The sequence below is a fragment of the Halomonas sp. DQ26W genome (assembly GCF_003339685.1).
GTDB lineage: Bacteria > Pseudomonadota > Gammaproteobacteria > Pseudomonadales > Halomonadaceae > Halomonas.
Genome location: NZ_QPKI01000001.1, coordinates 122252 through 141540 on the forward strand (window position 1 = coordinate 122252; position 19289 = coordinate 141540).

Consider the following 19289-nt stretch of genomic DNA (forward strand, 5'->3'; position numbering starts at 1 on the left):
TCAACCCGAGCGGAGCTGTTCCGCTGCCTCCATCAGCAGCGCCTCGGTGGTTTCCCAGCCCAGGCAAGCATCGGTCACCGACACGCCGTAGCGCATGGTAGCGGGCTCGAGGACCTGCCGCCCCTCCTCCAGGTGGCTCTCCAGCATCAGCCCCATCAGCGAGGTCTCCCCGGCCAGGCGCTGCGTCAGCACGTCGCGCAGCACGTCGCCTTGGCGGCGGTGGTCCTTGCAGGCGTTGGCATGGCTACAGTCGACCATCAGACGAGGCGCCAGCCCAGCGGCTTCCAGTGCCTGGCGACAGGCTTTCACCGAATCGGCGTCGTGGTTGGGGCCGTCATGGCCACCGCGCAGTACCAGGTGAGTGTGGGGGTTGCCTACGGTCTCACGCATCACTGGGCGACCATCGGCGGCAAGGCCGAAGTGCTGGTGGGGATGCGCCGCCGCCCGCATGGCGTCCAGGGCGACCTTGACGTCGCCGCTGGTGGCATTCTTGAAGCCCACCGCCGCGTCCAGTCCACTAGCCAGCTCACGATGCAACTGGGATTCGCTGGTGCGCGCGCCGATGGCTACCCAAGCCAGCAGATCTTCCAGGTAGGGGGCGAGCATCGGCTGCAGTAACTCAGTGGCTATCGGCAGGCCGAGCGAGGCGATATCACGCATCAACTGGCGTGACAGCTGAAGGCCGCGGGCCATGTCGCCACTGCCGTCGAGGCCAGGGTCATAGGCAAGTCCCTTCCAGCCGACCGTGGTACGCGGCTTCTCCACGTAGACGCGCATAACTGGCAGCAGGCGATCCGACACCCTGGGGGCCAACTCGGCCAGGCGTTGCGCGTACTCCAGCGCCGCCACGGGGTCGTGAATCGAGCAGGGACCCACCACGACCAGCAAGCGGTCGTCACGGCCCTGCAGGATATCGTGAACGGCCTGGCGTTGAGCCTGGAGGCGCTCGGCCAACAGCAGATCCAGCGGGAGGCTGCGACGCAGTTCGACTGGGGTGGGCAGCGTCGTCTCGGTTCGTCTCGTGTCGGCGGCGACATCGAAATCGGCGAGGTCGGCGGGCAGGCGCTCGGCAAGGGAAGTGTGGGCATTCATGGTGGTCAACTCCGTGAGATCGGCAAACATCGTGTCGCTTCCATGCCACCCGTAATCTCACGGCCGGAGGTGGCGCACTGACCCGACCGCGTAGCGCTAAATCGCCAGCCATAGCCCCAGCCATGATAATCCTGGCGGTTCCGGGCATAGGCGGCAAAAGCGCTGTAGCGTGCGGTCATGGTGCGTTTCCTCTCAGTGTTGCGTTGCAAAAGGCTGTGCTGCAAAAGGCTGTGCTGCAAAGATTGTGTTCGGGGCTGTATAACGCAAAACCCCCGGGCGGGTTGCCGACCGGGGGTTTCTGGTGGGAGGCAACCCGGTTAGGGTGTGCCTTCACGGCGGTATCCTAGGACCCGGCCGCCGGCACACCGGCACTAAACCAGTACCAATACTGACCATTGAAACCGACACCACGTAACTCCACCGCACTGGGGGCGCGGTCGTAAGAGTTGCAGGTCTGAGAAAGCCTCGGTGTCATGGTATCTCCCTGGATTCTACTTTCATCGTGCCGCATCGCGGCAATCTTGGCAAGCCCGGATTCATGCCGCCACGGCGCGCATCACGGCGATGACAAGCGGCAACAGGTTGATCGCTAGAGCCGCCACAAGCGGCAGCAGCCACAGCAGACCGCTCTCGTCGTGATACTCCTTATGGGGAGCCATACATGTCTCCTTTCCATCAGCTAGCGCGCATGCCACCGCCTGCCATTCCACTCCGGCAGAAAAGCGTGATAGTGACCAACAGTCTAGCGGAGATGACGGCCACCATCGACCGGCAGGGTGATCCCGGTCACATAGCGATTGTCGAGCAGATAGCGCAAGCTCTGATAAAACACGCCGGGACCGGGCACCATACCCATTGCCGATTTTGCCCGCGCCTTCTCGATGTAGGCTTCATCGTCGCCCTCATTGAGCATGATCAGGGCCGGGGCGATGGCGTTGACCTGGATCGACGGGGCGTACATGGCCGCGAAAGACAGCGTCAGGCTCTCCAAGCCCGCCTTGGTGGCAGCATAGGCGGCATGTTTCCTCGATCCCTTCTGCACAACGTAGTCGGTGATATGCACGATGTCGCGTTGGGGCTCACCGCAGGCGTCGAGCAGCTCACGGCAATGCAAATTGATCAAGTAGGGCGCCTGCATATGGATCCGAAATAGCCGCTCGAAGGTCGCGCCCGCCTGATCGTCGACCGAGTCCGGTGCCCAGTCGCTGGCATTGTGCACGATCGCTCTCAGGGCTGAGGTGGTCGCCTTCAACCGGGCGATGAAGTCGAGAATCCCCGCTTCGGTAGCGAAGTCGGCCTTGAGTGTCACGATGCCTCGCCCGCGCAGTGCCGCAAGCTCGTCGCGCTCACGGCGATAGCTGATGATCACGGGATGCCCGTCCTCGGCCAGCCGCTCGGCACAGTGGCGCCCCAGGCGCTGCGCGCCACCAGTGATCAGGATCGGCGAGGCGCTCACCGGCCGCCCTCCCGCCTGAGCACCCCTGCGGTAGGCACCAGCGGCTGGCGCGGCGCATAGGCGAAAACATCCGAGAAGACCCGCGAGGCAGTGAGGCCCAGTGAGGCCAGCACGTCGACACAGGCGTAGACCATGCCCGGCGAGCCGGAGAGGTAGACGTCATGGCCGGAGATATCATCGAGCCCCTCGGCCAGGGCCTGATCGATGCGTCCCCGGTGCCCCTGGCTACGCTCGCCCGCTACCGGCGCCTCCGGTGTCACCTCGGTGACCACATGGAAACGGAGATTCGCGTGGCTTTCGGCCCACTCCCGAGGCAGGCTTTCGAGATAGAGATCACGCCGCTCCCGCGCCGCCCACCACAGGTCGATGGGCCGCTCGGGTGACTCGTGCAACGAGGCTTCGACGATCGCCTTCATCTGGGCAAAGCCGGTACCGGCGGCAATCAGCAACAGCGGTCGCTGGCTGGTGCTATCCAACACACAGTCGCCGCCCGGCATGCGCAGAGTCAGGTGCCGGGCAACCACGACCAGGTCTCGCAGGCGGTCGGAGTTTTCCCGCTCAGGCCAGTGCTGGATATGCAGCTCGAGTGTACCGTCACCGCCATGGGCGTTGGCAATGGAGAACGGCACCCAGGTGTCATCGTCGAGAGCCAGCTCAAGGTACTGGCCCGGATCATGGGCCATGGCCTCGGGGCGTCCCTCCAGCCGTACCCGGAACACGTCGGGAGTGAGATCCTCCACCACTGTCACCTGGCAGGTCAGGGTCCTTGCCGTCATGAATGCCTCTTGTCATCAGGGTTGGAGGGCAGCGCGATACCCAGATCGTTCCAGCGTTCGCTGACGCGAGCCTTGACGGCCTCGTCCATGACGATGGGCGTGCCCCACTCTCTGTCGGTTTCGCCGGGCCACTTGGCAGTGGCATCCAGCCCCATCTTCGAGCCCAGTCCCGCCACCGGAGAGGCGAAGTCGAGGTAGTCGATGGGCGTATTCTCCACTATCACGGTGTCCCGGGCCGGGTCCATGCGCGTGGTGATGGCCCAGATCACATCTTTCCAGTCGCGGGCGCTGACGTCATCGTCGAGCACCACCACGAACTTGGTATACATGAACTGGCGCAGGAAGCTCCATACGCCCATCATCACGCGCTTGGCATGGCCCGGATACTGCTTCTTCATGGTTACCACCGCCATGCGATAGGAGCAGCCCTCCGGGGGGAGGTAGAAGTCGGTAATCTCGGGAAACTGCTTGCGCAGGATCGGCACGAATACCTCGTTGAGCGCGAGGCCGAGTATCGCCGGCTCGTCGGGCGGCCGTCCGGTGTAAGTCGAATGGTAAATGGCATCTTCCCGCATGGTCATGCGCGTGACCGTGAATACCGGGAACTCGTCGACCTCGTTGTAGTAGCCGGTGTGGTCGCCGTAGGGGCCTTCCGGCGCCGTATCGTCCGGGTAGATGAAGCCCTCCAGGATGATCTCCGCCGATGCCGGTACCTGCAGATCGGCATGCCCGCACTTGACCAGTTCGGTGCGCGAACCGCGCAACAGTCCAGCAAAGGCGTATTCGGAGAGCGAGTCAGGCACCGGCGTCACCGCACCGAGAATGGTGGCCGGGTCGGCGCCCAGCGCCACCGCCACCGGGAAGGGCTCGCCGGGGTTCGTCTGCTGAAACTCCTGAAAATCGAGCGCGCCGCCGCGGTGGGAAAGCCAGCGCATGATCAGCCGGTTGCGAGAGAGCTTCTGCTGGCGGTAGATACCCAGGTTCTGGCGCTTCTTGTGCGGCCCGCGGGTCACCACCAGCGGCCAGGTCACCAGGGGGGCGACATCACCGGGCCAGCAGTGCTGGATCGGCAGTCGACCGAGGTCGACGTCGTCGCCCTCGTAGACGAGCGCCTGAACCGGGGCCGAGCGCACGGTCTTCGGCCCCATGCTCATGACCTGCTTGAAGATCGGCAGCTTGTCCCAGGCGTCGCGCATACCCTTGGGCGGATCGGGCTCCTTGAGGAAGGCGAGCAGCTTGCCCACCTCGCGCAGCGCCTCGACGCTGTCCTGGCCCATGCCCAGGGCGACTCGCCTCGGCGTGCCGAACAGGTTGCCCAGCAGCGGCATGTCATGCCCCTTGACGTTCTCGAACAGCAGCGCCGGGCCACCGGCGCGCAGGGTGCGGTCGCAGATCTCGGTGATTTCCAGGTAGGGATCGACCTCGGCCGAGACGCGAACCAGCTCGCCCTGAGCCTCCAGCGCGGCGATAAAATCTCGTAGATCCTTGTATTTCATGGCCTATCCTATCCCGTTTCCCGAACGACGAAAGGGGCAGCATAGCATGCTGCCCCTTTCCCTTCCCCGCCATACCGTCAGCGAAGCCCGCTAGGCAACCGCGGCTGACCCAGCGACAGGCTCCGGAGCTATGAATTGACCGCAGCGAGAGGCGCCGGGGACAAGCCGTAGGGGAGGTCCTACGCCATGGATGGCGTAGGTAGCGTACAGGGAGGTATTCACAGCGCCTCCCCGCAGGCTTGTCGACGGAACAGCCCCGAGCGTCCCGCCGTCAACCATCAACAGCGATCAGCGGCGTTTCATTGCCTCGAAGAACTCGAGATTAGTCTTCGTATCCTTGAGTCGGTCGATCAGAAACTCGGTAGCCGCGGTATCTTCCATCGGGTTGAGCAGCTTGCGCAGGATCCACATGCGCTGCATCTCGTCCTCGGAGGCGATCAGGTCCTCGCGGCGGGTGCCGGAGCGGCGGATATTCATCGCCGGGTAGACGCGGCGCTCGGCGAGCTTACGGTCGAGGTGGGCCTCCATGTTGCCGGTGCCCTTGAACTCCTCGAAAATCACCTCGTCCATCTTGGAGCCGGTGTCCACCAGTGCCGTGGCGATGATGGTTAGGCTGCCGCCTTCCTCGATGTTTCGCGCAGCACCGAAGAAGCGCTTGGGCTTCTCCAGGGCGTGGGCATCGACACCGCCGGTGAGCACTTTGCCGGAGCTCGGCACCACGGTGTTGTAGGCTCGTGCCAGGCGGGTGATGGAGTCGAGCAGGATCACCACGTCTTTCTTGTGCTCGACCAGGCGCTTGGCCTTTTCGATGACCATCTCGGCGACCTGCACGTGTCGCGCCGGCGGCTCGTCGAAAGTCGAGGCAACCACTTCGCCGCGCACGGTTCGTGACATCTCCGTCACCTCTTCCGGGCGCTCATCAATCAGCAGCACGATCAGGTGGCAGTCAGGATCGTTGCGGGTGATCGAGGTAGCAATAGTCTGCAGCATCAGCGTCTTGCCCGCCTTGGGCGGCGATACGATAAGCCCGCGCTGGCCCTTGCCGATGGGTGCGGTGAGGTCGATGATGCGCGACGTCAGGTCCTCGGTGGAGCCGTTGCCGATCTCCATGCGCAGACGCTCGTTGGGGAACAACGGCGTAAGGTTCTCGAACAGGATCTTGTGCTTGGCATTTTCCGGCTTATCGAAGTTGATCTGGCTGACCTTGAGTAGCGCGAAATAGCGCTCCCCTTCCTTCGGCGGTCGAATCTTGCCAGAAATGGAATCGCCCTTGCGCAAGTTGAAGCGACGGATCTGTGACGGCGAGACATAGATGTCGTCGGGGCCCGCCAGGTAGGAGCTGTCGGCGCTGCGCAGGAAGCCGAAGCCGTCCTGCAGAATTTCGAGCACCCCATCGCCATAGATATCCTCGCCGCTCTTGGCGTGCTTCTTGAGGATGGCGAAGATGATGTCCTGCTTGCGCGAGCGAGCAAGGTTGTCGATGCCCATTTCGCGGGCAAGCTCCAGGAGCTCCGGGACGGTCTTTTGCTTGAGTTCGGTAAGATTCATCGGTGTGTTCGGAAGTAGCTCATGTCAGCGTGGCGGCACGGCGCCGTGAATGTGACGGGGAAAAGAACGGTACGCCGCTTGGGTGCGTTCAGAGCCCGGGAAGGCTTCCACTCGCGGGTGATGACCGGCAAATCACGACCTTATCCAGGCACTAACCAGCACTAGAAGGGGTCGTCGGAACGGTATCGTGTTCGAGGGAGCAGCGCTATTGTCGCTTGGACTGTAATCGCCTGGGCGTCTTCAAGTGCCACCATGGCTTTCAGGCACATGATAGCGAGCGACAAAAGGGGCTGTCTGACGACTTGATGTTGACCGCGACGCGGACGTCGTGTCTCGGTCGGAAAGCATTCGGAACAGGCGAACGACTCGATGTTAGTCAAGGGCGGCGACGAACGCAACCCCATCAACCGACACGCCGTGTCAATTGACACGACTGGGAAGTCGCCGCAACCTTGAACTCTCTGCCATCAGGGTGACTCGATGACTCAGCCAATGGACCGGCATCGCACTGAAACACCACTCGCCGCCACAGCGCAACTTCAGCGGCTGGCCGCAATCGACCTGGGCTCGAACAGCTTCCACCTACTGGTGGCCAGCTACCGGGAGGGTCGGCTGCAGGCGGTATCGCGCCTGGGCGAAAAGGTCCAACTCGCCGCCGGGCTCGACAAAGCCAATCGGTTGAGCGAGGAGGCGATAGAGCGCGCACTCAGCTGCCTGACTCGCTTCACCCCCCTGCTGGGCGATATTGCACCCGGTCGCTTGCGTGTCGTGGGCACCAGTGCACTGCGCACGGCACGCAATAGCCAGGCCTTCGTCGAACGCGCCGAATCGCTGCTCGGCTGTCGCATCGAGATCATCGATGGCCGTGAGGAGGCGCGCCTGATCTATCTGGGTGCGGCGCACGCCCTGGCCGAGAATGGCAAGCGCCTGATCGTCGATATCGGCGGCGGCTCCACCGAGTTTGCCATCGGCGAGAACTTCGCACCGTTGCACCTGGAAAGCCTGGACATCGGGTGCGTCACCTTCACCCAGCGCCACTTTTCAAACGGCTTTCTCAGCGAAGCCAGCATGAGCCGGGCCGAGCAGGCCGCCAAGGCGGCGTGCAGCCCGGTCAGCACCACCTATCAGGCCGTCGGCTGGACCGACCCGGTCGGTTCCAGTGGTACCATCAAGGCCGTCGCTTCAGTCCTCGCAGCAAGTGACGCAAACGCTGACGAAGGCACGATTACCCACCAGGGACTCCTCGATCTTCGCCAACGGCTGATCGCCTGCAGGCACCTCGACAAGGTCGCCATGGATGGACTCAAGCTCGACCGGGCGCGCATCTTTCCCGCTGGCGTAGCCATCCTTGGTGCCATCTTCGAGACCTTTGGCCTCACCCGGATGCGTTTCGCCGATGGCGCCCTGCGGGAGGGAGTGCTCTACGACATACTGGAGCGCGACGGCGCATTCGACCACGAGAGCGGCTGAGCTGCCTTCACCGGCACCTGGGCACCCCTTCCCAGCCCTCCGCCACGGCCAACCAGCCCCCCTGCTCCGGCAGCAGCGCTGCCACGACTGTCTCGCCGTGCCATGCCACCAGCAACCGCTCACGCTCCCAAGGAGCAAGATCGGCTTCCTGGAGCAGGCGTTTCAAATCCCGCGAACCGCGCCCCGCCAGGCGCATCCGCTCGCCGCCCTGGCGCAGCGTGAGCCGAAGTTCGACAGGCCCGCCTTCCCGGCGCCGCAGAGTCGGGGTAAAGCGACCCAGAGGGGTCGCCAGAGGCGTCAGCCCGTCCCAATCGATTCGCCATCCCGCCGGCAAAGGGCTAACCGCTCTACGCAGGTAGAGGCGCTCCCGCCAGATACGCGCCTCACCATCCGGCCAGCCGATCCGTACCCGCGCATCGCGCCGCGCCGTCAGCTGCGTCATCAGGGCGGTCAGGCGCGACTCGGGCGGCGTGGGTAACGACAGGCGGCGGCAGGCGTGACGAATCAGCAGCCGCTGACGGGGGAACGACATGGCCTTGAGTGCCGTCACCGCCAGCTGCCCGGGGTTGCCCCCCAGGCGCTCGAGGTCCTGTGCCGCCAGTTCGTCTAGCAGTGCATCGGCCTCGCCGGAGTGCCTTGCCGCGTCAGCCAGCGCCTCGCCGACATGGGTCCAGCGCGCCTTAAGCAGCGGCAGCACGCTGCGACGCAGGAAGTTACGGTCTAGCGCTTGATCATCGTTACTGGGATCATCGACCCAGCGCAGACCCAAACTGCCGGCATAGGCCTCGAGCGTGCTTCGCGGGATGCTCAGCAGCGGGCGTTCGAGCACCACGCCACCGGCATGCCGACGCACCGGCATCCCCGCCAGGCCGCGCACGCCGCTGCCGCGCAGTGCGGCGAGCAGGAAGGTCTCGGCCTGGTCATCGCGGTGCTGGGCGAGCCAGAGGGTCTCGCCAGCGGCGACCCGCCGCGCAAAGGCGAGATAGCGAGCCTGTCGAGCGGCGCCTTCGAGCCCCAGCCCCCCCGACAGCGAAATGTTCACCCGCTCGACGAACAGCGGCACCCCGAGCCGGGAACAGAGCCAACCGCAGTGCTTCTCGAAGTCATCGGCGGCGGCCTGCAGGCCGTGATGCACATGCAACGCATGGATCGGACGCGGATAGCGCCGGCACGCCTCTACCGCGAGGGTCAGCAGCAGCGATGAGTCCAACCCACCCGAGAGCGCCACCCAAACGACACGCCCCGACGGGGTCTCCGCCAGGGCGCGATCAATAGTGGATTGCAGGGACATTGGAAACACTCCGTCTTAGCGAGCCAATCACCTAACGGGGCCGCTTCGAGCGAAGGTCAGACAAGGCAAAAATCGGCGAAATAGCGGAGTTTACTTTAGTAAATGAGCATCTTGAGCCGATTTTTAACGCAGTATGACCGAGCGCAGAAAGGCCTCTAAGCAGGGGCGCCATAGCTCATCAGGCGATTATACCGGCGTTCAAGCAGAGCCTCGGTATCCATTGCTTCCAATCGGTCGAGACTTGCCAGCAGCGCCGTTTTGACCCGCTCGGCGGTATCGACAGGATGACGATGGGCGCCGCCCAGCGGCTCGGGAATCAGCGTATCGACGAAGCCCAGCTCCTTGAGCCTCTCGGCGGTGATACCCATGGCCTGGGCGGCATCGGAGGCCTTCTCGGCGCTCTTCCACAGGATCGAGGCACAGCCTTCCGGAGAGATCACCGCATAGGTGGAGTACTGAAGCATGGCCAGCTCGTCGCACACACCGATGGCCAGCGCCCCACCGGAACCGCCTTCGCCCACCACGGTGGCGAGTATCGGAGTCTTGAGTCGTGACATCACCGCCAGGTTGTAGGCGATCGCTTCCGACTGGCCACGCTCCTCGGCATCGATGCCGGGGTAGGCCCCGGGCGTGTCGATGAAGGTCAGCACCGGCATCTTGAAGCGCTCGGCCATCTCCATCAGCCGGCACGCCTTGCGGTAACCCTCGGGGCGCGGCATGCCGAAGTTGCGGCGCACCTTCTCTTTCACCTCACGTCCCTTCTGGTGGCCAATGATCATAACCGGTCGATCATCCAGGCGAGCCACCCCGCCGACGATGGCCGGGTCGTCGGCAAAGCGACGGTCGCCATGCAGCTCGTCGAAGTCGGTGAAGATGTGCTCGAGGTAGTCCAGGGTGTAGGGGCGCTGCGGGTGGCGCGAAAGCTGCGAGACCTGCCAGGGGCTCAGGCCCTTGAAGATCGACTCGGTGAGCTTGCGGCTCTTCTCTTCGAGTCGACTGACCTCGTCACTGAGGCTGACCTGACTGTCGTTGCCGACCAGGCGCAGCTCTTCGATCTTGGCCTGAAGCTCGGCGATGGGCTGTTCGAAATCGAGATAATTGGGATTCATAGTGGCTAAGCCGCCTTGTCATTGCTGTCGCCGGGGTACAGTGACCGCTTCTTGCCCCGGAAGCCATAAAGTCGAGTGTCGGCATTATCGCACCCTGACGAAGTCGCGCAAGGCGTGAAAGCGCGGCTTTTCCGGCGACAGGTCTATGCGGAGGCGCTGTGAACCCATCCCTGGGCGCTACTTTTGCCATCCATGGCAAAAGACCTCCGCTACGGCCTGTCCCCGGCGCCGCTCTCAGCCAAGGTGGTGAGTTCAGGCTCTGTCCGAAAAGTCGGCGAGCGATGGTCAGACAAGGCAAAAAACGGCGCAAAAGCGGAGTTTACTTTAGTAAATGAGCATTTTAAGACGTTTTTTAACGCCGTATGACCGAGCGCAGGCACTTTTCGGACAGAGTCTAGCGATACTTCAGCCGCACGCCATCCTGCCCTTGCACCTCGCGCAGCGCGATCAGCAGTTCGTCGCAGGGCGCGACCCGCCAATGTTCGGCCAGCTCCAGCCAGCCGACGGCCTCGCCGTTGCGATAACGCAGCCGGACCGGCAGGCCGCTGGCATCGCAGTGGGGCGAGAGGCTGTCGCGGAGGTTGTCGATCAGCCGCCCGTTGACCCGATCGCCGTCGAGGGAGAGCTCCACAGCTTCGCCATAGCGGCTGCGCGCCGCCACCATGGGGGTGATCTCCTTGCCGCGCAGGCGCAGGCCACCCGAGTACTCGTCACTGGAGACCTCCCCCTCGACGATCAGCACCTGCTCGGTGTCGAGTTGGCCGCGCAGTGCCTCGAACATCTCACCGAACAGCGAAGCCTCGATGCGTCCGGTACGGTCGTCGAGAGTGAGAAAGGCCATGGTGTCGCCGCGCTTGGACTTCATGGTGCGCATCCCCACCACCAGGCCGGCGACCCGCTGCGGCTCGCGCGAGGGCTTGAGGTCGCTGATACGCGTCGAGACGAAGCGCTTGAGCTCCTGTTCGTACTCGTCGATGGGGTGACCGGTGAGGTAGAGCCCTAGCGTCTCCTTCTCACCGGCCAGGCGTTCCTTGTCGGTCCACTCCCGGACCTGTCGATAGGCATCGTAAGGATCCGCCTCCGGCTCGTCGGCGAAGGCCTCGCCGAACATGTCGATCATGCCCAGGTTCTGGTTGGCCTGGGTCTGGGCCGCGGCCTTGAGTGCGGCCTCCATCGCCGCGCTGAGCACAGCACGGCTCGGGCCGAGGTTGTCCAGCGCCCCGGAGCGGATCAGCGCCTCCAGGGTACGCTTGTTCATGCGCCGGGGGTCAACCCGCCGACAGAAGTCGAACAGGTCGCTGAAGGAACCGTGGGCTTCGCGTGCCTCGACGATGGCACCGATGGGCCCCTCGCCCACGCCACGGATGGCCCCCAGGCCATAAACCACTCGCGCCTCGATATCGACGGTAAACTTGTATCCACCGACGTTGACGTCCGGCGGGGTCACGGTCAACCCCAGGTGGCGACACTCCTCGATCAGCGGCACCACCTTGTCCAGATTATCCATTTCGGTGGACATTACTGCCGCCATGAACGGGCCGGGGTAGTGCGACTTGAGCCAGGCGGTCTGGTAAGAAACCAGGCCGTAGGCCGCCGAGTGGGACTTGTTGAAGCCGTAGCCGGCGAATTTCTCCACCAGGTCGAAGATGTTGCCGGCAAGCTCCTTGTCGATGCCGTTGGCGGCACAGCCTTCCATGAAGCCGGCACGCTGCTTGGCCATCTCCTCCGGTTTCTTCTTGCCCATGGCCCGGCGCAGCATGTCCGCCTGCCCCAGGCTGTAGCCTGCCAGCACCTGGGCGATCTGCATCACCTGCTCCTGGTAGAGGATGATGCCGTAGGTGGGCTCGAGCACCGGCTTGAGCAGTTCGTGCTGGTAGTCCGGGTGCGGGTAGGAGATCTCGGCGCGGCCGTGCTTGCGGTTGATGAAGTCGTCGACCATGCCCGACTGCAGGGGGCCGGGGCGGAACAGTGCCACCAGGGCGATCATGTCCTCCAGCGAATCCGGCAGCAGCCGCTTGATCAGCTCCTTCATGCCGCGGGACTCGAGCTGGAACACCGCCGTCGTCTCGGCACGCTTGAGCATCTCGAAGGTAGGGGCGTCATCGAGTGGGATGGTATCGATATTCAGCGGCCCCTGGCCGGCCGCCGCACGCACCTTGTCGACCATCTCCAGCGCCCAGTCGATGATGGTCAGGGTCCGCAGGCCGAGGAAGTCGAACTTGACCAGCCCGGCCTCCTCGATGTCGTTCTTGTCGAACTGCACGACCAGGCCGTTGCCCTCCTCGTCACACAGCAGCGGTGCGAAGTCGGTGAGCTTGGTGGGGGCGATCACCACGCCGCCGGCGTGCTTGCCGGTGCCGCGGGTGATGCCCTCCAGCTTGATCGCCATCTCCCAGATTTCCTGGGCCTCGTCGTCGTTGTCGATGAACTCCTTCAGCGCCGGCTCGGCCTCGATGGCCTTGGCCAGGGTCATGCCCACCTCGAAGGGAATCAGCTTGGAGAGCTTGTCGCCCAGCGAATAGGGGCGGCCCTGGGCCCGGGCCACGTCGCGCACCACCGCCTTGGCGGCCATGGTGCCGAAGGTGACGATCTGGGACACGGCGTTGCGCCCGTAGCGGTCGGCCACGTACTCGATGACCCGGTCGCGCTTCTCCATGCAGAAGTCGACGTCGAAGTCGGGCATCGAGACCCGCTCGGGGTTGAGGAAGCGCTCGAACAGCAGGTCATACTCCAGCGGGTCGAGGTCGGTGATCTTCTGGGCGTAGGCCACCAGCGAGCCGGCACCGGAGCCACGCCCCGGCCCCACCGGGACATTGTTGTCCTTGGCCCACTGGATGAAGTCCATCACGATCAGGAAGTAGCCGGGGAAACCCATCTGGATGATGATGTCGAGCTCGAAATTCAGTCGCTTGCGGTAGCGGGCGTCGATTTCGGCATACTCCGCCCCGTCCCGCGGGTAGCGCTCGTCGGGGAACAGAAAGTCGAGTCGTGCGGTGAGGCCGTCATGAGAAACCTTGCGGAAGAATTCGTCCTGGGTCATGCCCTCGGGAATCTCGAACTCGGGCAAAAATATCTCGCCCAGCCGCACGTCCACGCTGCAGCGCGCAGCAATCATCAGGCTGTTCTCGAGCGCGACGGGGATATCCGAGAAGAGCTCGGCCATCTCCTCCGGGCTCTTGAGGTACTGCTCCTCGGTGTAGCGCCGTTCGCGTCGCTTGTCGTCGAGTGCTCGGCCCTCGCCGATGGACACCCGGGTCTCGTGGGCCCAGAAGTCGTCGCGTTCGAGGAAACGCACGTCGTTGGTGGCCACCACCGGCGTACCGGACTCCATGGCCAGCGCCACCGACAGGTGGACGCACTCCTCCTCCAGCGGCCGGCCGGTACGTACCAGCTCCAGATAGAAGCGCCCCGGGAAGGCGGTGTTCCACTCGTCGAGCAGCGCACGGGCTTCGTCCCGGTGATCGGACAACAGGTGACGGCCAATCTCGCCGTCGCGGGCACCGGACAGGGCAATCAGCCCCTCGCTCTGCCCGAGTACCCAGGCGCGGTCGAGCAGCGCCCGGCCCTGCCGTTGCCCCTCCATCCAGCCGCGGGATATCAGCTCGGTGAGGTTACGATAGCCGATGTCATTCATGGCCAGCAGGGTCAGGCGATAAGGGTGGCCCTCATCCAGGGGATTGGCCAGCCACAGGTCGGCGCCGATGACCGGCTTGAGCCCGGCCCCCTGGGCACCGCGATAGAACTTTACCAGGCCGAACAGGTTGGTCTCGTCGGTGACGGCCAGGGCCGGCATGCCCCGTTCGGCCGTGGCCTTGACCAGCGGCTTGAGCCGCACCAGGCCGTCGACCAGCGAGTATTCGGTGTGAACGCGAAGATGTACGAAGGGCGTGGTCATAAAGGGCTCGAAGCTTGGCGGTAAATGGTCGGTACGAAAACCAGGCTATTGGACCTGTGGCATGGCATAGGCTATCGCATCCTGCTTCGCTCGCGGCTGATCCTGCGCTTACGCACCCTGCCCGCTCGGAGCTGATGCGGCGACAGCTCTCCGCAGGGGCGCTGTAAATACCTCCCTGTACGCTACTTTTGCCCTGCTGCGCTCTCGCATCCTGCTTCGCTTGCAGGACCGGGGCTGGCCATCCATGGCCAGCCCGTTCGGAGCAGTGCTCCTCACCCATGGCAAAAAACCCCTGCTACGACCTGTCCCCGGCGCTCCTCGCTATCGGATGCCTAGAACAGCGCCAGTTGGCGCTTGACCGGGCCGAAGGAGCGACGGTGCTCCGGCAGCGGCCCCAGGCGCTCCAGGACGGCCAGGTGCTCGCGGGTCGGGTAGCCCTTGTGGCGAGCGAAGCCGTACCCGGGAAAGAGGCGGTCGAGCGCCACCATCTGGGCATCGCGGGATACCTTGGCGAGGATCGACGCGGCCGCGATGGCTGGATGGCGGGCATCTCCTTTTACCACCGCCTGGCCGGGAACATGATGCCCGGGCAGGCGATTACCGTCCACCAGCAGGTACTCCGCGGCCAGCGGCAGGGCATCGATGGCTCGGCGCATGGCGAGATGGGTGGCGTGATAGATATTGAGTTCGTCGATCTCGGCAACCGAGGCCTCGGCCACGGCAAAGGCCAGGGCCTTTTCGCGAATCTCGCCATCCAACCGTTCGCGGCGCTCTGCCGTGAGCTGCTTGGAATCGGCCAGACCCGCGATGGGCCTGGCCGGGTCGAGAATAACGGCAGCGGCCACCACGGCACCGATGAGCGGTCCGCGACCCACCTCGTCGACACCCGCCAGCAGGGTGCCCTGATAGTCGATGGTCAGGGGTGGCAGTTCATGGGGCTTCATCGCTCTGTGTCCTTTCTCTTCCCGCTTGATTCGGGCTCGCCTGACCCCCCACACCACCAGCTCCAGGCTTCAACTGTACCCCGACAGCGATAGTACTGTCGGGCGAGACGCTCTCGGGCAGCGCGCGCCCCTCCACCAGCGCCTCGACGGCGTCGCAGGCGCGACGACTGGCATCGCGCTGCAGCCCGGCATGCATCTCGGCGAAGCGCGTCTCCAGCGCCAAGCGGTAGTCGTCGTCATCGAGCATCTCGCCCAGGCGTGCAGCGATGGCCGACGCGCTGGCCGCTTCCTGGATCAGCTCGGGCACCAGGGTCTCTCGCGCGATCAGGTTGGGCAGCGAGACCCATTCCGTCTTGACCAGCCGCTTGGCCAGCCAGTGAGTGGCCGGTGCCATCTTGTAGGCCACCAGCATGGCGCGGTGACAGAGCATCGCCTCCAGCGCCGCGGTACCCGATGCCAGCAGCACGGCGTCGGCCGCGACCATGGCCTCCCGGGCGCGGCCGTCGAGCAGCACCACCCGGCCGGCGAGGCCGGGGCGTGCCGCCAGCAGCTCGCTCAGCTCTTCGTGCCGCTTTGGCGTCGCCGCGGGGATCACCACCTTGAGTACCGGACGGGTTCGGCACAGCTGCTCGACGGCGTCGAGGAAGGTGCCACCGAGAAAGCGGATCTCGTTGGCCCGGGACCCCGGCAGCAAGGCCAGAACCATCGCATCCTCGTCCAGCCCCAGCGCGGCGCGGGCCGAGGCACGGTCATTGGTCAGCGGCAGTTCATCGGCCAGCGGATGACCGACGAAAGCCACCGGTACCTTGTGCCGGGCATAGAAAGCGGCTTCGAAGGGCAGGAAGGTGAGCATGGCATCGACGGAATGGGCGATACCCTTGACTCGGCCCTGACGCCAGGCCCATACCGTGGGGCTTACATAGTGTGCGGTGGTAATGCCCGCCTCGCGCAGCTGTCGCTCCAGGCCGAGATTGAAATCGGGGGCATCGATGCCGATCATGATATCGGGTTGCCAGGCCAGAGCATCCGCCTTGAGGGAGCGGCGCACGCGAATCAGCTCGGGGAGGTGCTTGATCACCTCGACCAGCCCCATCACCGACAGGGTTTCCAGAGGAAAGCGACTCTCCAGGCCTTCGCCGATCATTCCCGGTCCGCCAATGCCGCGGAAAGCAACCTCCGGATGGCGGGCTTTCAGGGCGCGCATCAGACCAGTACCCAAATTATCGCCAGAGAGTTCACCGGCCACGATGTAGACGCGCGTTACCGTCATGGGAGCGACATGTCAGCGAGTAATGCCACGCGACGACACCTCGATGGAGGCAGCGAAGGCGTCGGTCTCGGGCAGCGAGAAGCGGCTGCGAATCGCGATCAGGGCCTGATCGACGGTCAGACCTTGGCGATAGACCAGCTTGTAGGACTCACTCAGCGCCTGGATCGCCTCCTTCGAGAAACCGCGGCGCTTCAGCCCCGTCAGGTTGAGCCCATGGGGCTTGGCCGGGTTGCCGTTGATCATCACGAAAGCCGGCGTGTCTTTGGTGATGATCGAACCGCCACCGGCCATTGCATAGTCACCAAAGTGGCAGAACTGGTGAATGGCCGACAGCCCGCCGATAATAGCGTAACTACCCAGGGTCACATGCCCGGCAAGGGTTGCCTGATTGGCGAGCACGCAGTCGTTGCCGATGAGACAGTCGTGCCCCACGTGGACATAGGCCATGAAAAGGTTGCGCGAGCCGATGACGGTTTCACCACGATCCTGAACGGTGCCACGGTGCAGGGTCGCCCCTTCGCGAATGATGTTGTCGTCACCCATCACCAGTCGCGTCGGTTCGCCGGCATACTTCTTGTCCTGGCAATCCTCTCCCACCGAGGCGAACTGGAAGATGCGGGTACGGGCACCCAGCACGGACGGCCCCTTGATCACGACATGGGAGCCGATCCGACTACCGGCCCCGATCTCGACGTCGGGCCCGATCACGGTGAAAGGTCCAACCTCGACATCCTCGGCCAGACGCGCACTGGGATCGACGATGGCAGTGGTATGTATCAAGCAACCTTCCTCTCGGCACAGATGATGTCGGCCTCACAGGCCAGCTCTTCACCTACGGTAGCACGGCAGGCGAATTTCCAGATGCCGCGCTTTTCACGTTCAACACGGGCTTCGAGAGCTAGGCAGTCGCCAGGCATGACCGGGCGCTTGAAGCGTACGTTGTCGCTGCCAACAAGGTAGTAGACATAGCCGTCGGCGGGCAGCTTGTTGACGGTCTTGAACCCCAGGATGCCACACACCTGCGCCAGGGCCTCGAGAACCAGTACGCCGGGCATGATCGGGTGGTGCGGGAAATGGCCGTTGAAGAATGGTTCGTTAATGCTGACGTTCTTGTAGCCAACGATCAGTTCGCCGAGTGTCAGCTCCGTGACCCGATCCACCAGCAGGAAGGGATATCGGTGCGGCAGATACTCACGAATTTCGTTGATGTCCATTACCATCGTAGCGACCTCTGAAAGAAAGTAAGAAAGCCGGAGCAGCATGGGCATGTTGCATCCGGCTTTCCAAAATGCCTGCGGTGAGAAAGAAGCGTGCGATGGATTATAGCGTCGCCAGACTTCGTCTCAACCCTCCTGGTTACGCTTTTCGAGCTTGGCCAGCCGGCGGGCGATATCGTCGAGCTGCTTGAAGCGCACCGCATTCTTTCGCCACTGTGCGTTCTGCATCGCGCCGGTACCCGACGAATAGACCCCCGGCTCGTGAATCGAGTTGGTGACCAGGCTCATGCCGGTGACCTGAACCCCGTCGCAGATCGTCAGGTGGCCGGCGAGCCCAACCCCACCACCCAGCATGCAATTGCTCCCCACCCGGGTCGAACCGGCGATACCCACACAACCAGCAAGCGCAGTATGGTCGCCGATGCGCACGTTGTGGGCGATCTGCACCTGGCTGTCGATCTTGACGTCGTTGCCGATCACGGTGTCATCAAGCGCACCGCGGTCGATGCTGGAGCAACTGCCGACCTCGACATCGTCGCCCAGCACCACGCCGCCCAGCTGCGCGATCTTGTGCCAACGCTTTCCGTCATGGGCGAAGCCGAAGCCGTCGCCACCGATGACGCAGTTGCTGTGCAGTATGGCGCGCTCGCCGATAACCACGCCGTGACAGACTGTCACGTTGGGATGGAGCCGTGACTGGGCACCAATCCGCGATTTCGCCCCAACCACGCAGCCCGGACCGATGACAACCTGGTCGCCCAGCTCGACGCCGGCCTCGACGACTGCGTGGGGTCCGATCTCCACCCCGGCACCCACCCGCACGTCTTCCGCCACCACCGCCGACGGATGAATGCCACCGACAGGTCGGGCCAGGAACGGATCGAAGAGCCGCGACAACTGTGCATAGCCGAGATAGGGGTTGTCGAGCTCGAGGCGGTCTACCGGGCATTCTCCGGTGTGCTCGGGGTGGAGCAACACGGCACCGGCACGGGTGGCTTGCAGGCTCTTCAGGTAGGAGAGATTGGCCACGAAGGCGACCTGTTCAGGGCCGGCGTCCTGCAAGGTTGCCAGTCCAGTGATGCGGCGCGTACCGTCACCCACCAGCCGAGCTCCAAGCTGTTCAGCGAGATCGGCGAGGGTGAATTGTGGGGGAGGAGGTTGCGTCATGACGGCCCGGTAGTCAGCAGAGCACGGCGGCAAGCCGCCGTGACGGATCAGTTGAGTGAGTTGAGGATGTCAGTCACTTCCCTGGTCAGGTTCGGTAGCTCGACCTCGGAGTGAACCACGCCCTGAGGGTCGACCAGCACCTGAATGCCGTGACGAGAGATAACCTGCTCCACTGCTCGCTCCAGCTTCGGTTCGGACTGTTGCAGGAACTCCTGCTCCGAGCGCATCTGCTCCTCGATGATCTGCTGGCGTAGCTGTTCGAAGCGGCTACCCTTCTGCTGGAATTCCTGGATCATGGTCTGACGCTCGGCATCGGAGAAGCTGTCGCCCTGCAGGCGCTGCTGCAAATTCTGCAGCTCCTCGCCCAAGACCTGAGCTTCCTGCTGCTGGCCGCGAAGGCGGTTCTCCAGTTGCTCCATGGAGCGCTGGGCGGCATCAGACGAGAGCAGCGCCTGTCGCCAATCCAGCACGGCGACCTCGGCGGCGTGCGCCGGCAGTGCCAGGGCACCAAACAGGCCAATACAGAGAATGGCAGTCAACTTGCGCATGAACGACTCC

15 protein-coding genes and 1 pseudogene are annotated in these 19289 nt (G+C 64.0%); 1 reads left to right on the forward strand and 15 read right to left on the reverse strand.

The genetic code is table 11. The features are described from left to right. The 6 genes from DU490_RS00550 to rho form a co-directional block, all read right to left on the reverse strand. The gene (locus tag DU490_RS00550) at positions 1-1092 is read right to left on the reverse strand and encodes a 3-deoxy-7-phosphoheptulonate synthase (protein WP_220270430.1); all 1092 of its coding nucleotides are present in this window, start codon (positions 1090-1092) and stop codon (positions 1-3) included. Between the two features lie 536 nt (positions 1093-1628). After that, positions 1629-1751, reverse strand: a complete 123-nt coding sequence (locus DU490_RS17375; protein WP_258801075.1) for a hypothetical protein — start codon at positions 1749-1751, stop codon at positions 1629-1631. A gap of 83 nt (positions 1752-1834) precedes the next feature. Beyond that, positions 1835-2548, reverse strand: a complete 714-nt coding sequence (gene folM, locus DU490_RS00555; RefSeq protein ID WP_114572395.1) for a dihydromonapterin reductase — start codon at positions 2546-2548, stop codon at positions 1835-1837. Then, positions 2545-3324, reverse strand: a complete 780-nt coding sequence (locus DU490_RS00560; RefSeq protein ID WP_114572396.1) for an NAD(P)H-flavin reductase — start codon at positions 3322-3324, stop codon at positions 2545-2547. The genes folM and DU490_RS00560 overlap by 4 nt, the downstream gene beginning before the upstream one ends. Next, positions 3321-4820: a 4-hydroxy-3-polyprenylbenzoate decarboxylase gene (gene ubiD / locus DU490_RS00565; protein WP_114572397.1), complete on the reverse strand. Its 1500-nt coding sequence runs from the start codon at positions 4818-4820 to the stop codon at positions 3321-3323. Before ubiD ends, DU490_RS00560 begins: the two co-directional genes overlap by 4 nt. A 288-nt stretch (positions 4821-5108) precedes the next feature. After that, positions 5109-6368 carry a transcription termination factor Rho gene (gene rho / locus DU490_RS00570; RefSeq protein WP_114572398.1) on the reverse strand — a complete coding sequence of 420 codons (1260 nt, stop codon included), beginning with the start codon at positions 6366-6368 and terminating at the stop codon, positions 5109-5111. A gap of 480 nt (positions 6369-6848) precedes the next feature. Between rho and ppx the strand changes: the two are divergent. Further along, a pseudogene (gene ppx / locus DU490_RS00575) lies at positions 6849-7832 on the forward strand (exopolyphosphatase); the annotation flags it as partial. A 13-nt stretch (positions 7833-7845) separates the two neighbouring features. Here ppx and tilS read toward each other — a convergent pair. The 9 genes from tilS to DU490_RS00620 all read right to left on the reverse strand — a co-directional run bounded on the left by tilS (position 7846) and on the right by DU490_RS00620 (position 19279). Continuing rightward, positions 7846-9129, reverse strand: coding sequence for a tRNA lysidine(34) synthetase TilS (tilS, locus tag DU490_RS00580; protein ID WP_114572400.1), 1284 nt, complete (start codon positions 9127-9129; stop codon positions 7846-7848). Between the two features lie 155 nt (positions 9130-9284). Then, positions 9285-10238 (reverse strand): acetyl-CoA carboxylase carboxyl transferase subunit alpha, encoded by a 954-nt coding sequence (accA, locus tag DU490_RS00585; RefSeq protein WP_114572401.1) that lies wholly within the window; start codon positions 10236-10238, stop codon positions 9285-9287. Positions 10239-10632: 394 nt separating this feature from the next. After that, on the reverse strand, positions 10633-14133 hold the full coding sequence (dnaE, locus tag DU490_RS00590) for a DNA polymerase III subunit alpha (protein ID WP_114572402.1): 3501 nt from the start codon (positions 14131-14133) through the stop codon (positions 10633-10635). A gap of 332 nt (positions 14134-14465) precedes the next feature. Next, positions 14466-15077, reverse strand: coding sequence for a ribonuclease HII (rnhB, locus tag DU490_RS00595; protein WP_114572403.1), 612 nt, complete (start codon positions 15075-15077; stop codon positions 14466-14468). After that, on the reverse strand, positions 15064-16347 hold the full coding sequence (lpxB, locus tag DU490_RS00600) for a lipid-A-disaccharide synthase (protein ID WP_114572404.1): 1284 nt from the start codon (positions 16345-16347) through the stop codon (positions 15064-15066). Before lpxB ends, rnhB begins: the two co-directional genes overlap by 14 nt. Before the next feature lie 12 nt (positions 16348-16359). Beyond that, positions 16360-17127: an acyl-ACP--UDP-N-acetylglucosamine O-acyltransferase gene (gene lpxA / locus DU490_RS00605; RefSeq protein WP_114572405.1), complete on the reverse strand. Its 768-nt coding sequence runs from the start codon at positions 17125-17127 to the stop codon at positions 16360-16362. Beyond that, positions 17124-17567, reverse strand: a complete 444-nt coding sequence (gene fabZ, locus DU490_RS00610; protein WP_114572498.1) for a 3-hydroxyacyl-ACP dehydratase FabZ — start codon at positions 17565-17567, stop codon at positions 17124-17126. The genes lpxA and fabZ overlap by 4 nt, the downstream gene beginning before the upstream one ends. A gap of 123 nt (positions 17568-17690) precedes the next feature. Continuing rightward, complete coding sequence (gene lpxD / locus DU490_RS00615; RefSeq protein ID WP_114572406.1) at positions 17691-18731, reverse strand: UDP-3-O-(3-hydroxymyristoyl)glucosamine N-acyltransferase; 1041 nt, start codon at positions 18729-18731, stop codon at positions 17691-17693. 47 nt (positions 18732-18778) lie between these two features. After that, positions 18779-19279 (reverse strand): OmpH family outer membrane protein, encoded by a 501-nt coding sequence (locus tag DU490_RS00620; RefSeq protein WP_114572407.1) that lies wholly within the window; start codon positions 19277-19279, stop codon positions 18779-18781. Positions 19280-19289: the final 10 nt, after the last annotated feature.

What these genes read in the sequence shown, in the direction of transcription:
- rho (WP_114572398.1), bottom strand. Translation starts at nt 6,368, where the DNA reads ATGAATCTTACCGAACTCAAGCAAAAGACCGTCCCGGAGCTCCTGGAG.
- lpxB (WP_114572404.1), bottom strand. Translation starts at nt 16,347, where the DNA reads ATGACGGTAACGCGCGTCTACATCGTGGCCGGTGAACTCTCTGGCGAT.
- tilS (WP_114572400.1), bottom strand. Translation starts at nt 9,129, where the DNA reads ATGTCCCTGCAATCCACTATTGATCGCGCCCTGGCGGAGACCCCGTCG.
- DU490_RS00620 (WP_114572407.1), bottom strand. Translation starts at nt 19,279, where the DNA reads ATGCGCAAGTTGACTGCCATTCTCTGTATTGGCCTGTTTGGTGCCCTG.
- lpxD (WP_114572406.1), bottom strand. Translation starts at nt 18,731, where the DNA reads ATGACGCAACCTCCTCCCCCACAATTCACCCTCGCCGATCTCGCTGAA.
- ubiD (WP_114572397.1), bottom strand. Translation starts at nt 4,820, where the DNA reads ATGAAATACAAGGATCTACGAGATTTTATCGCCGCGCTGGAGGCTCAG.
- rnhB (WP_114572403.1), bottom strand. Translation starts at nt 15,077, where the DNA reads ATGAAGCCCCATGAACTGCCACCCCTGACCATCGACTATCAGGGCACC.
- DU490_RS00560 (WP_114572396.1), bottom strand. Translation starts at nt 3,324, where the DNA reads ATGACGGCAAGGACCCTGACCTGCCAGGTGACAGTGGTGGAGGATCTC.
- DU490_RS00550 (WP_220270430.1), bottom strand. Translation starts at nt 1,092, where the DNA reads ATGAATGCCCACACTTCCCTTGCCGAGCGCCTGCCCGCCGACCTCGCC.
- dnaE (WP_114572402.1), bottom strand. Translation starts at nt 14,133, where the DNA reads ATGACCACGCCCTTCGTACATCTTCGCGTTCACACCGAATACTCGCTG.
- accA (WP_114572401.1), bottom strand. Translation starts at nt 10,238, where the DNA reads ATGAATCCCAATTATCTCGATTTCGAACAGCCCATCGCCGAGCTTCAG.
- DU490_RS17375 (WP_258801075.1), bottom strand. Translation starts at nt 1,751, where the DNA reads ATGGCTCCCCATAAGGAGTATCACGACGAGAGCGGTCTGCTGTGGCTG.
- fabZ (WP_114572498.1), bottom strand. Translation starts at nt 17,567, where the DNA reads ATGGTAATGGACATCAACGAAATTCGTGAGTATCTGCCGCACCGATAT.